Annotated in this window: 12 protein-coding genes; 4 read left to right on the top strand and 8 right to left on the bottom strand. The window is 60.9% G+C overall.

Annotated features, from left to right (window positions below; translation table 11 throughout):
* The first annotated feature begins 42 nt into the window (after positions 1-42).
* From cobD to ACR0C6_RS18645, 3 genes are read left to right on the top strand one after another with little or no spacing between them, the layout of a single operon-like run.
* Positions 43-1,008 (top strand): threonine-phosphate decarboxylase CobD, encoded by a 966-nt coding sequence (gene cobD / locus ACR0C6_RS18655; protein ID WP_152457059.1) that lies wholly within the window; start codon positions 43-45, stop codon positions 1,006-1,008.
* The gene (gene cbiB, locus ACR0C6_RS18650; protein ID WP_480447458.1) at positions 1,005-1,925 is read left to right on the top strand and encodes an adenosylcobinamide-phosphate synthase CbiB; all 921 of its coding nucleotides are present in this window, start codon (positions 1,005-1,007) and stop codon (positions 1,923-1,925) included. The genes cobD and cbiB overlap by 4 nt, the downstream gene beginning before the upstream one ends.
* Positions 1,926-1,937: 12 nt before the next feature.
* Positions 1,938-3,101, top strand: coding sequence for a lytic murein transglycosylase (locus tag ACR0C6_RS18645; protein ID WP_480620636.1), 1,164 nt, complete (start codon positions 1,938-1,940; stop codon positions 3,099-3,101).
* 13 nt (positions 3,102-3,114) lie between these two features.
* Here the strand turns inward: ACR0C6_RS18645 and ACR0C6_RS18640 are convergent, their stop codons facing one another.
* The 5 genes from ACR0C6_RS18640 to ACR0C6_RS18620 form a co-directional block, all read right to left on the bottom strand.
* Positions 3,115-3,912 (bottom strand): class II glutamine amidotransferase, encoded by a 798-nt coding sequence (locus tag ACR0C6_RS18640; RefSeq protein WP_152457056.1) that lies wholly within the window; start codon positions 3,910-3,912, stop codon positions 3,115-3,117.
* A gap of 135 nt (positions 3,913-4,047) precedes the next feature.
* On the bottom strand, positions 4,048-4,398 hold the full coding sequence (locus ACR0C6_RS18635; RefSeq protein ID WP_152457055.1) for a hypothetical protein: 351 nt from the start codon (positions 4,396-4,398) through the stop codon (positions 4,048-4,050).
* Between the two features lie 53 nt (positions 4,399-4,451).
* Positions 4,452-7,907 (bottom strand): chromosome segregation SMC family protein, encoded by a 3,456-nt coding sequence (locus tag ACR0C6_RS18630; RefSeq protein WP_480620634.1) that lies wholly within the window; start codon positions 7,905-7,907, stop codon positions 4,452-4,454.
* A 140-nt stretch (positions 7,908-8,047) separates the two neighbouring features.
* Complete coding sequence (locus ACR0C6_RS18625) at positions 8,048-8,473, bottom strand: hypothetical protein (RefSeq protein WP_480620632.1); 426 nt, start codon at positions 8,471-8,473, stop codon at positions 8,048-8,050.
* 26 nt (positions 8,474-8,499) lie between these two features.
* Positions 8,500-9,693 carry an aminotransferase-like domain-containing protein gene (locus tag ACR0C6_RS18620; protein ID WP_480620630.1) on the bottom strand — a complete coding sequence of 398 codons (1,194 nt, stop codon included), beginning with the start codon at positions 9,691-9,693 and terminating at the stop codon, positions 8,500-8,502.
* A gap of 150 nt (positions 9,694-9,843) precedes the next feature.
* Between ACR0C6_RS18620 and ACR0C6_RS18615 the strand changes: the two genes are divergently transcribed.
* Positions 9,844-10,614: a FadR/GntR family transcriptional regulator gene (locus ACR0C6_RS18615; RefSeq protein WP_152457051.1), complete on the top strand. Its 771-nt coding sequence runs from the start codon at positions 9,844-9,846 to the stop codon at positions 10,612-10,614.
* Between the two features lie 42 nt (positions 10,615-10,656).
* On the opposite strand, the gene ACR0C6_RS18610 is transcribed toward ACR0C6_RS18615, so the two are convergent.
* The 3 genes from ACR0C6_RS18610 to ACR0C6_RS18600 form a co-directional block, all read right to left on the bottom strand.
* Positions 10,657-11,490 (bottom strand): hypothetical protein, encoded by an 834-nt coding sequence (locus ACR0C6_RS18610; protein WP_480620629.1) that lies wholly within the window; start codon positions 11,488-11,490, stop codon positions 10,657-10,659.
* 201 nt (positions 11,491-11,691) lie between these two features.
* Positions 11,692-12,252 (bottom strand): F0F1 ATP synthase subunit B, encoded by a 561-nt coding sequence (locus ACR0C6_RS18605; protein ID WP_152457049.1) that lies wholly within the window; start codon positions 12,250-12,252, stop codon positions 11,692-11,694.
* Positions 12,253-12,257: 5 nt separating this feature from the next.
* Positions 12,258-12,809 (bottom strand): F0F1 ATP synthase subunit B', encoded by a 552-nt coding sequence (locus ACR0C6_RS18600; protein WP_171169212.1) that lies wholly within the window; start codon positions 12,807-12,809, stop codon positions 12,258-12,260.
* Between the last annotated feature and the right edge of the window lie 52 nt (positions 12,810-12,861).

The following is a 12,861-nucleotide window of genomic DNA, read 5'->3' as shown; positions in this document are numbered from 1 at the left end:
TTGAAGCGGTCCAAAAGCGGTAATTTCTCGCAGAGAGAGCAGATGAACACTTTGGACGAAGATCTGGATCCACGCGCGGTTCGTGACCATGGCGGCGGGTTGGACAAGGCGATTGTCAAATATGGCGGGCAACGCACCGACTGGATCGATCTGTCCACCGGCATCAATCCTCATGCCTATCCCGTGTCCGGCCTGACGGCCGGGGATTGGGCCGAATTGCCGGATCACGGGGCGTTTGAACGGCTCAGCGATGCCGCGCGCCGGTTCTGGAACGTGCCGCAGCGTGCCGCGATCCTGCCCGCGCCCGGAGCGTCGGCGATCATCGCGCGTCTGCCGGCTCTGGCCGCGACGGGTACGGTACAGATCACGCCGCCCACCTATAACGAACACGCCGCCGCCTTTTCGGCGCAGGGGTGGAAGGTACGGCAAGACGCGCCCAGCGACACCCGCGTGATCGTACATCCGAACAACCCGGACGGGCGAATCTGGCAGGAAAGCGACGTATCGGCACCACTTACCGTGATTGACGAAAGCTTTTGCGACGTCATGCCGGACAAGTCCTTGATCCATCTGGCCGACCGCCCCGGCGTGATCGTGCTGAAGAGTTTTGGCAAATTCTGGGGGCTGGCCGGGGTAAGGCTGGGGTTTGCCATCGGACGGCCGGATATGATCAGTCGGTTGAACGATCTGACCGGCCCTTGGTCGGTATCAGGCCCGGCCTTGCGGGTCGGCACACAGGCTTTGATGGACAACCGCTGGGCGGACGCCACGCGTGCGCGTCTGGCTGACGAGGCCTCAAGGCTGGATGCGCTGGTCACGAGAAAGGGGGCCAAGGTGATCGGCGGCACCAGCTTGTTCCGACTTTATCAGGTCGACAACGCCGCCCATTGGCAAGGCCGTCTGGCACAGTCCCACATCTGGAGCCGCATCTTCCCCTATTCTGAAACCTATCTGCGCCTTGGGCTCCCGCCCGAGGATGGATGGAACAGGTTGGAGGCCGCCCTGTGAGCCCTGGCCTGATGCTGGTCTGTGCCATGTGTCTGGACGCAGCACTGGGGGAACCCGACTGGCTCTGGTCGCGCGTCAGGCATCCGGCGGTGATGATCGGCAACCTGATAGGCTGGCTGGATACACGCCTGAACCACGGGGCCCAGCGCCGTTCAAAAGGGGTGGGTGTGCTTGTCCTGCTGGTTTGCGGCGCAGGGGCGCTTGGCTGGGGTTTGTCCCTGTTGGGGCCGGTGATTGAAATCCTGGTCTGCGCGATCCTGTTGGCGCAAAAATCGTTGGTCACCCATGTGCGCGCCGTGGGCGAAGGGCTGATGGCCTCGCTGTCAGAGGGGCGGGCACGGGTGGCCATGATCGTCTCGCGCGATACACGGGACATGACCGAGGCACAGGTGGCACGCTCGGCCATCGAAAGCGCCGCTGAGAACGTCAGCGACGGCGTCATCGCGCCTGCTTTCTGGTTTCTGATTGCCGGGTTGCCGGGGCTGCTGGTCTACAAGGCGGTGAACACGGCCGACAGCATGATCGGATATCGCAATGAAACGTACCGCGCGTTTGGCTGGGCTTCGGCACGGTTCGACGACCTGCTGAACCTGATTCCGGCCCGCCTGACCTGCGTGATGATCGTGGCGCTGTCGGGCCAGTGGTCGCGCTGGCGCGAAGTCTTGGCAGATGCGCACCGTCACATCTCGCCCAATGCGGGCTGGCCCGAGGCCGCCATGGCCCGCGCGCTGAACGTCGCCCTGGCCGGGCCGCGCAGCTATGACGGCAAGGTGCGGGATCTGGCATGGGTCAATGGCAACGCTCAGCGCGAGATCGGAGCTTTGGACATTTTCCGCGCATGTCGCATGTTGTGGCGTGTTTGGGGGCTTGCGCTTGGGCTCGTGTCGGTGTCGGTTGGGATCGACCTGATTTACTGACGGACATTTGTCATGCGTTTTCTTTCCGGCCTGATCGCCGCCACCCTGTTTGCCCAACCTGCCCTGGCCCAATGTGGTGGTGGCTTCAATTCCTTTGTCAAAGGGCTAAAGACCGAGGCCGTGCAGCAAGGCTTTGACAAATCCACCGTGAACGCGTTTTTCAAAGGCGTGCAGCAGGACAGCGCCGTGCTGAAGGCCGATCGGGCGCAGGGGGTGTTTCAGAAACCCTTTATCGAGTTTTCCCGACGGCTGATCTCGGCCAATCGGATCGAACGCGGGCAGGCGATGTCGCGCAAATATGACGCGGTGTTTGACCGGATCGAAAAGCAATACGGCATCTCACGCGGGGTGTTGCTGGCCTTCTGGGCGTTCGAGACCGATTACGGATCATTTCAGGGCGACTTCAACACCCGCAATGCACTGGTGACTTTGGCCCATGACTGCCGTCGCCCCGACCTGTTCCGCCCTCAAATCTTCGCCGCCATCGAACTTTATCAGAATGGTGATTTCGACCCGGCCCGCACAACGGGCGCATGGGCCGGCGAAATCGGTATGGTCCAGATGCTGCCGCGTGACATTCTGGAAAACGGTGTCGATGGTGACGGCGACGGGCGTGTCCGCCTGAAAACCTCGGCCCCGGATGCGCTGATGTCCGGCGCCAAGATGCTGTCGAATCTGGGCTGGCGCGCAGGCGAACCGTGGTTGCAAGAGGTCACGGTGCCCGCGCAGATGGACTGGTCTTTGTCCGGCCCCGGCAAGCCCCGGTCTGTGGCCGATTGGCAGGCCATGGGCGTTCAGGCACGCAGCGGGTCGCTCGCAAACCTGCCTGCCTCGCTGATCCTGCCCCAGGGGCACAAAGGCCCGGCCTTTCTGGCCTATCCCAACTTCGACGTCTATTTCGAATGGAACCAGAGCTTTGTCTATGTCCTGACCGCCGCCTATTTCGGAACACGTCTGGAAGGGGCGCAGATCTACGATGCCGGCAATCCCGCACAGGGTCTGAACGGTGCACAGATGAAGCAGCTGCAAAGTAAGCTTCAGGCCAAAGGGTATGACGTTGGCAATGTCGACGGGATCCTGGGCGCTGGCACGCGGGCGGCCGTGCAGGCGGAACAGAAGCGGCTTGGCCTGCTGGCCGACGCGTGGCCGACAGTGGATCTATTGAACCGGCTTTAGGCAGCAATCACGCTTACGCGACCCATTCCCGTTGCTGCGGAACACAAGGCGCAAAGGCGCGCGTCGTCACCGTGGCACCCTCGGTTTCGATTGCCGTGTTGGGCTGTATCTCGAGCCATCCCTCGTTGATGGCATCCAATGGCTCGGACGAAATGATGATACCGTCTTTGCAGGCCTTGTAGTGCAAGCTGGGCGCAAACCGATCCGAGGCATATCGGGCCGCAAAAACCCGTTTGCCGTCCGACCAGCAGGCGGCAAACCGAAGATAGGGTGATGCTCCGCGGCGCCTGGAAAGGGCTTCGACCCGACCGACCGCACGCGCCATTGCACCCACAGGATCGGTGTCCAGCCCCTCGCCATGAGCGATGAGAAAGATCGCCTCGCTCTCGGTTGCGCCCATACGATGCAGGTACAGATGCGCCGGGATCATGGCATCAAGCTCTTGCCGGATTCGTTCATGACCCCCGGCCTGACCGTTATGCATGAAACTCCACCTGCCGACGCCGAAGGGGTGACAGTTGTTGCGCGAGGTCGCCGTACCCGTCGAGGCCCGTACATGGGCCAGAAACAGCCGGGATTTCGTGTGATGCGCCAATTGCTTCAGATTGGCATCGGACCACGCCGGATGGGTGTCCTTGTAAAAGCATGGCGTGTCACGATCAGAATACCATGCCAGACCGAACCCATCCGCGTTTATCGGAGTTTTTCCGATCAATGCGTTTCGGCTTTGAATGACAAGCGATTGTTCTTGCTCGAGGACCAGTTCGTCCAGATATCGCTGCTGCCCAACCCAAGCCAAGAATCGGCACATGTGCCTGTCTCCGTCCGTCAGTGAAAATTTTCGGGACGATACCACCTTGGTTGTCAGTTTTTCTCCCATACACCATCCGATTTGTCGGGTTTTCCCTATCAAATGCACGGAAATTGCAAAAATTTCAGATCAATTTCACTTACTACGCACCGGATACCGATCGCCTTTTTCGTCAATCAGGATCAACCTGCCCCCGTTGCGCACATACAAATCGCATCGGCTGAACCCATTGCGGTACGCGATGCACACGCTGCCATCATCGGAAATCGCGTAAGTTCCAAAGGCAGAATCTCCGCTTGCATATGTATAGGAATAGGCGCCCCCGGCCGAGAATTTGGCCTGTCCGTCGTCGTAAAAGGTCAGCGTCTGCCCCGCCAAAGCATCAAGCTCTGCGGCTGTAAGGGGCGTGTCCCCGGTTTTGACAGGCCAGTCGGCTGCAAAAACAGGGCCGGCGGCGATGAGGGCGGGGATCAAAAAGCGCGTCATGCGCTCACGTTAGCGCGATAAAGCCGCAACCGTCATAAACTTCCAGTGAGCGGTCAGGCGACCATCTGTTCGGCCTTCTTCAGATCGACCGAAACCAGCTGGCTGACGCCCTGTTCCTGCATCGTGACACCGAACAGGCGATCCATGCGCGCCATGGTCACCGCGTGGTGGGTGATGATCAGGAAACGGGTGTCAGTCTGGCGGCACATCTCGTCCAGCAGGTCGCAGAAACGGGTGACGTTGGCGTCATCCAGCGGCGCGTCGACCTCGTCCAGCACACAGATCGGCGCGGGGTTGGCGAGGAAGACGCCAAAGATCAGCGCCGTTGCGGTCAGGGTCTGTTCCCCTCCGGACAACAGGCTGAGGGTCGACAGTTTCTTGCCCGGCGGCTGGCACATGATCTCGAGCCCCGCATCCAGCGGATCGTCGCTTTCGACCATGACCAGATTGGCCTCGCCACCGCCAAAGAGGTGCTTGAACAGCATGGCGAAGTTCGAGTTGACCTGTTCGAACGCGGTCAGCAGACGCTCGCGCCCTTCCCGGTTGAGGCTGGCGATGCCGATGCGCAGGGCTTTGATTGCCTCTTCCAGATCGGCTTTTTCACCGCTGAGCGTGTCGAACTCTTCTTGAACCTCCTTGCTGTCCTCTTCGGCGCGCAGGTTCACCGCACCCATTGCGTCGCGTTGGCGTTTGTGGCGGTTCACTTCGGATTCCAGAACATCCGCAGCAGGCATCTGGTCGGGGTTTACATCCAACTGATTCAGTAACTGGTTCGGGGTCAGCTGCTGATCTTCGGCAATCCGTTCGGCCGCCGCGACAACACTTTCCTTGGCCGCGTCACAGCGCGCCTCGGCCGCGGCACGGCTTTCGCGCGCTTCTGATGCCAGACGCTCGGCCTCCCGTTCGGCCAGAACGATTTCACGGTGCATAGCCTCGGCTTCGGCCAATTTGTCGGCGGCTTCGGCGCGCCGTGCTTCGGCGGCTTCGATCTGTTCGTTCAGCTCCTCACGCGCCTCGGCGATTTCGCCGGGCACGGCCATGGCCTCGGTCAGCTCTTCTTCCGAGCTTTCCTTGCGCTCGGCAAGTTCGGAAATCCGCTTTTCAGCCGTTTCCAAACGGTGGCGCCACCCGCTGAGATCTTTCGCGACCTCCTGGGTACGACGCGTGCGAGCGTCCCCCTCACGGCGCAGCTCGTCATGGGTCGAACGGTGGGTCAGCATGGTGATCCGCGCCGCCTCGACCGTCTGCTTGATGTCTTCGACCTGTGCGCGGGCACTGTCGAGATCACCCAGACCGGCCAAAGCCGCTTCGGCGTCGCGCAGTTGCGCGCGGGCGGCCATGGCGTCGTCCTTGTGGCGGTCAACGGCGAGGGTCAGGGTTTCCAGCTTGCCCTGGGCCAGATTGCGGTCGGCTTCGGTCCGCGACAGTGCGCGCGCGGTTTCGGCCATGCGCTGATCAGCAGCACGGCGGGCCTCACGCGCGCGCCGGTCAGCCTCGGTCACATCCGCCAATTGCTGAGACAGCGCCTCATGCGCGGCACGGGCACCGTCAGCCTGTGCTTCGGCACGGGCAAGGTCCTGTTTCAGTGCTTCCAGCCTGTTGAGCTGCTCCAACCGCAGAGCAGCAGCACTTGGCGCGTCTTCGGCCCAGGCACGGAACCCGTCCCAGCGCCAAAGGTCGCCCGAGCGGGACACCAGACGCTGGCCGGGTTTCAGCGATGCCTGCAACCGTGCGCCCTGATCCGCATCCACCAACCCGATTTGCGCAATGCGTCGGCTGAGACGATCGGGGCCCGATACATGAAGCGCCAGAGGCTCGGACCCTTCAGGCAATGGCTGGTCGCTGTCATATCCAGCCACCTGCACCCAGCCGGATGGCCCGTCACCCTCGACCAGCGGCGCGCGAAGATCGTCGGCCAGAGCAGCGCCCAAAGCCTTTTCAAAGCCGGGTTCGACGCGCAGCAGGTCCAGCACCTGGCCGCCTTCCGCCGTGTCGCGTTCCACCAGCTTGGCCAGCGCCGTGGTTTCGGCCCGGATCGCGCCCAGCTCGCCTTCTGCCTCGGACCGTCGCGCCCGGGCCTCGGCTTCGCGCGCTTGCGTTTCGTTGCGCAGTTCATCCGCCGCGGCAAGCGCCTCTTCGGCGGCTTCGACTGCTTCACGGGCTTCTTCTTCGCCCGATTGGGCGTCTTCAAACGCCTCGCTGGCGCGGATCAGGGCCGTCTTGGCCTCGTCCACGGCTTTGCGGGCTTCTTCCTCTTCACCCTCGGATCGGGCCAGTGTCTTGCGACTGTCTTCGACCAGACGCTGGGCGGACTGGTGCCGGGCAACAAGACGGGCCATATCTTCGGTTTGCTGCGACAGGTGGTCTTCGCGTTCCTGTAGGATCGAGGCTGCCTCGCGGGCGATTTCCGCCGCTTCAGCCACTTTCTCATCGTGACCTTCTGCCGCCTTGGCCAGTTCGCGCGCTTCCCATTCCAGCCGTTCAATCATTTGTCCCGCATCGCGGTTCAATCCGGCTTCGCGTTCGATATCGTTGGCCAGCTGCTGGATTCGGTTGGTCAGCGTCTCGATCGCTTGACGGGCGCGGGTTTCCTGATCGGACAATTGATCGCGCTGCACCTGCTGGCGTTGCAGCACGGCGGCGGCAATGGCCTCCTCCTCGCGCAGCGGCGGCAGGGTTTCCTCGATCTCGGCACGTTTTGCGGCAGCGGCGCGGGCTTCAGCCTCGGCACGGGAGGCTTCGGTGATCCGCTCACGCAGTTTTTCTTCGGCCTGCTGGCGGGCCATGTCGGCCTCTTTCCAACGTCGATACAGCAGCATCCCCTCGGCCTGGCGCAGCTGTTCGCCAATTTCACGATAGCGGGCCGCCTGACGGGCCTGACGCGCAAGCTGGGCCAGTTGTCCGCCCAACTGCTCCAACACGTCATCGACGCGGGTCAGGTTGGCTTCGGTGCCTTTCAGCTTGAGCTCGGCCTCATGGCGACGCTGATACAGGCCCGAGATCCCGGCGGCCTCTTCCAGAATGCGGCGACGGGCACGCGGCTTGGCGTTGATCAGTTCGGCAATGCGGTTCTGCCCGACCAAGGCGGGCGAATGCGCACCGGTCGAAGCATCGGCAAACAACATCTGCACGTCGCGCGCACGAACGTCCTTGCCGTTCGCCTTGTAGGCGCTGCCCACATCCCGGGTGATGCGGCGAACGATTTCCAGTTGATCGCTGTCGTTGAACCCCGACGGCGCCAGACGTTCCGAGTTGTCCATTGTCAGGACAACTTCGGCAAAGTTGCGCGCGGGTCGCGTGGCCGCCCCGGCAAAGATCACGTCTTCCATCGCGCCACCGCGCATGGATTTGGGGCGGTTTTCGCCCATCACCCAACGCAAAGCTTCCAGAAGGTTGGATTTGCCGCAACCATTCGGGCCCACCACACCGGTCAACCCGTCCGCGATGATCAAATCGGTCGGATCAACAAAGCTTTTGAAGCCGGTCAGTTTGAGCTTGCTGAAACGCAATGGCTGCGTGTCCCATGATTCCTGTGCATTGGAAGTCTGCGCAAGGGATGGGGTCTGAGTCAACGGAGTTGCGCAGGATATGGGATATCAGCCCGAGTTATCCACAACATCTTGCCGAAATACGCAAGAACGCGCGCATCTCAATACGGCGTGCATTCAAAGATCTGATACCCGCGCTCGCCGCCGACGTTTTCATAAAGACCAAAGTCGATGCATTCGTAATTAGGGGTCGAGACGGCCGTCAGCAAAAGCCGCTCACCCGCATCGCGGTCACACCCCAAAACCCCAACGGTCACGGCTGCATCCCCCAGCACGTCCAGAATGGGACATCCCGAAACCTGCGCCATCGCCAAAGCGGCGCGATCCCGGACCGGGCCCAGCCGAGGGGCGTATTGCGCGTTGATCCGCACAGCCTCGGCCAGGTCGCCGCGCACACGCACATCAAAGACACTGCCATTCACAGCCACGCGCGTGGCTGGAACGTCGCGGAAATGCGGAGTGCCGGCGGCGCAGGCGGCCAGCAAGAGAGGTGCGAGGAACCGGATCATGCCGCAGAGTTGCAGCATTTTGGTTAACAGAACCTTTCCGGACGTCAGGCCCGCAGCACCTCTCCCAGTCGGCGAATGCCTTCGCGAATTGTCGCCTCGTCAGAATTTGAAAAACTGAGACGAATGGTATTTGCCCCGCTGCCATCCGGGAAGAACGCCTGCCCCGGAACAAATGCCACTTTGACGGTGTCCAGCGCACGCGCCAGCAGGTCAGAGCCAACCATCCCCTCGGGCAACGTGACCCAGATGAACATTCCCCCCTCGGGACGTGTCCATTCCACCCCGCCAGGCATATGCTGTTCCATCGCGTTCAGCATCACATCACGACGGGCGCGATAGACGTTCCGTACTTTCGGAATATGGGTGTCGAAACAGGCCTGCGCCACCTGATGCACGGCCATCTGGTTGATGGTCGCGGAATGAAGGTCGGCTGCCTGTTTCAGCAGCACCATCTGGGAAATGACTGGCTTGGACGCAACGACCCATCCCATGCGCAAACCCGGCGACAGCGTTTTCGAGAAACTGCCGCAATAGATCGTCCGACAGTCCTCGATTGACCCTTTGCGGGCCTGCTCCAATGACAGTATGGGGGGGATCGGATCCCCGTCATAGCGCAGAGCCTGATAGGCTCCGTCCTCTATCAACGCGCAATCCAGTTCCTCCGCCAGATCCAGCAAAGCCTCTCTGCCCTGGAAATCCACGGTTTCTCCTGTCGGGTTCGCAAAATCCGCCGACAGATAGGCAAATTTCACTGCGCCTTCGCCCGCTGCGGCCTTGTACTCCGTGGCCCCCTGATTGCCATTGAGCCGGTCAAAGCGTGGCTCGTAGGCGTTGAATGCAGCCAGCGCGCCCAGATAAGTGGGCCACCCGACCAGGGCTGTGTCACCGGGGGACAGGAACAGCTTGCCCAGATAGTCCAGCGCCTGCTGTGACCCCGAGGTGATCAGGATGTTGTCGATGTCACAGGCCACTCCGATTTCGCGCATGTGCTGCGCCAGCCACTGCCGCAATGGGACATAGCCTTCGCTGACCGAATATTGCAGCGCCTGCGCTTGCAAATCCGGCCCCAGGGCCTGCTGAAACGCCTGAGCAAACGCATCGGCGGGAAACAGTGCGGGATCAGGAATCCCACCGGCAAAGGAAATGATGCCGGGTTGGTCAAGCAGCTTCAGCAATTCGCGAATCTCTGACGCTTTCATTCGCGAGGCCCGGGTGGCAAACAAAGGGTGTTGGGACATGAGGCTCCTCCGATCTCAATTCGGCGCAGCCTAAGCTCTCCACTATTAAAGTCAATATTACTGACCTAATTATTCAATGGATGCGACCGGGGATTCTTGAACAGCACCGACGTCCATGGTCAAATGAATTGACCAATTTCGGAAGATGCGATGCCATTTCACAAAGTTCAGACGGAAAAGCTGTCGCTCGCAGTCGTTCGCCAGATCGAGCTTTTGATCCTGCGAGGCATCCTGCGCCCCGGCGAGCGCCTGCCATCCGAGCGGGAGTTGGCAGAGCGCATGGGCGTTTCGCGCCCGTCCCTGCGAGATGCAATTTCCGACCTTCAGGAACAGGGGCTTTTGACCGCGAAAGCCGGATCCGGGATCTATGTGGCCGAGGTTCTGGGCTCTGCCTTTTCACCGGCACTGATCCGCCTGTTCGGCAGCCATGAGGAAGCCGTATTCGATTACCTGTCCTTTCGCCGTGACATGGAAGGGCTGGCGGCGGAACGGGCCGCGCGCCTGGGATCAGACAGCGACCTGAAGGTCGTTCAGGCGATCTTTGACAAGATGCAGGCGGCCCATAACCGAAACGCTGCGAATGACGAGGCGCAGCTGGACGCCGAGTTCCACATGGCCATCATCGAAGCCAGCCACAATGTGGTGATGCTGCACATGATGCGCTCGATGTATGACCTTCTGGTGCAGGGGGTGTTCTACAACCGTCAGACCATGTTCCGTCAGCGCGCCACCCGCGAGGCCATCCTGGATCAGCACCGCGCCATCAATGCGGCGCTGCAAGAGCGTGATCCCTTGGCCGCCCGAAATGCAATCGAACGCCATTTGGATTTTGTGGAACGCTGCATGGCGGACCAGCAAAAGGCCGATCGGAACGAAGCTATTGCGCAACAAAGGCTGCAACACGAAACTGGGCGGGGCTGAGCGCGGTCCGGATTTTGCAGACTTGGCAGGGCAAGGCCGGGACTAGGCAGCGCCTGACGCGGCTGGCAGCAGATGTCGGGGGAACGGCGCGCCGCTGCCTTCTCCCAGACGGTCCTCCGCGGCCAGTGTCGTCAGCGCCGGGTCGATGAACAGCCTTGCGCCGCGATCTCTCAGACGTTTGTGCAGCATTACATGTTCGCACACCTGTTCGCCTTTTTCGTCCCGGCAAGAATAGCGCAACCCTCGCAACGCGCGGGATTTATACAACCCGGCACCGCCGAATGCGCTGTCGACCGGGATCAGGGGCGTATCGGCAGCAATGTGAAACTGGCGGTCAAAAACAGCGGACTTCATGACGGACCGGCGCCACTTGCGACGCCCGAACAGCGGCCGGCGCGTGCTTTGAATGCGTTGCCACACGTCTTCATCACACCAGCCCGAACAACGCAGGGCGTAGATATCGTCATATGCTGGTTTTGGATTGGCGAAAACGCCCTCCCACAACGGGGCGACCCGCTGCGCTGCTATCAGAACCGCCTGGGCATCCAGGCAGGTATTCGGACCATCCAGATCCAACACCAGCGTCAACTCCAGGTCCGTGTCCTGATCCTCGAGTTTTTTGAGAACTGCATTTCTGGCCGCCGTGATACGCTCGACCCGGTTTGGCAATTCTGACGCAAGACCATCCAGCTGCAGGATATCAACATACCGGCTTTGACCCGCATAGTCGGACAACACTTGATCCGTACCGTCCGTGTTGTCGTTCGTGGCAATGGTGACGGTGAACCGGTGCAACTGCGCAGACAGGTTTTCGATTCTGTTGATCGTGTCGATCAGCGCTGACCCGCCATTTCGGACGACGCCGACAATATTCATCGAAACTGCGTTGCCTGACACCGCCTGTCTTTCCCTGTTGTTTTCACGCCCCCATCAGGGCGCTCCTATCAACCTGATCCCCGGCAGGTGGTAGGATTCGGAGTGTTTGAAACAACAGAAACAGAAGCATGGCAAAAACAAAAGACCCGACAGCCAAAAGCTCTCGGGTCGTCTGTATCACGTGTCTGTCGGGGTCACCCGTCAGTGCAGCTTGGCATCCACATCTGCAATCGATGCATCGATCAGCTTGTTGGCCTGCGCTGCGGTCATTTGCTTTGCCAGAACCGAGCTGGCCGCCGAAACCGCAACCGATACGGCCTGATCACGCACTTCCTTCAGTGCAGACGCTTCGGCCGAAGCGATCTGGTCCTGAGCTGCGGCCAGACGACGCTCGATCGACTTTTCCAAGTCAGCTTTCGCCTGTTCTGCCGCCAAGGCCGCGTCTTCCTTCGCTGCCGCGACGATCGCATCGGCCTGCCCCTGAACTTCACGCTGCTTGCGCTCGTACGAGGCCAGCAAACTGCGGGCTTCTTCATGCAGAGCACGGGCTTCGTCAAGTTCGGATTTGATGCCTTCGGCACGTTTGTCCAGCGCGCCACCGATCATACCGGGGACCTTGAAGTAGAACAGGACCGCGATGAAGACGATGAAGCCCAGAAGGACGACAAAGTCGGTATTGCCAAGCGAAAAGAACGGGCCGCTTGCAGCCAGCGCGGGGCTGGCGGCACCAACGGTCAGGATAAGGGCAAGAGTGTTCCGCATGTCACTTATCCTTTCGTCTGTGCGTCTACTGCACTGTCGATGGCTTTGGCATCTGCCTCGCCGCCCAGTGCGGTGACCAGTTCAGCCGCCGTATCCTTGGCAACCACTTGAATGCTTTCCAGCGCACCGGCACGGATTTCGGCGATTGCCTTTTCCGATTCAGCCGCCTTGGCAGCGATTTCCGCATCCGCCTTGGCAATCGCGTCATCCAGTCCAGCCTGAATTTCAGCGCGTGCTTCGGCAGCGATACGCTGCGCTTCGGCACGGGCATCGGCCAGCGCCTTGTTATAGGCCTCTTCGGCCTCGACCGCCTTGGCCTTCAGATCTTCGGCCGCAGCCAGGTCATTTGTAATGGTCCCCTGACGTTCAGCCAGGATTGCCGCGATGCGCGGCAGGGCCACGCGGGACAGGACCAGAAAGATGACGACCAGCGTAATGACCAGCCAGAAAATCTGGTTGGGGAACCAATCGAAGCAGAGCTGTGGCATCCCGATGGCAGAGCCATAGGAGTCGACGCACGAGCCAGCTACCTCTTTTGTAAGGGGTTCAGTCGCCATGATATCCTCCGTCGGAAACTTGTCTTTACAACAGGTGGGCCGCTATGGCTTG

It is taken from the genome of Ruegeria sp. AL12 (genome assembly GCF_056540885.1).
This window is presented reverse-complemented; position numbering and strand designations above follow the sequence as displayed.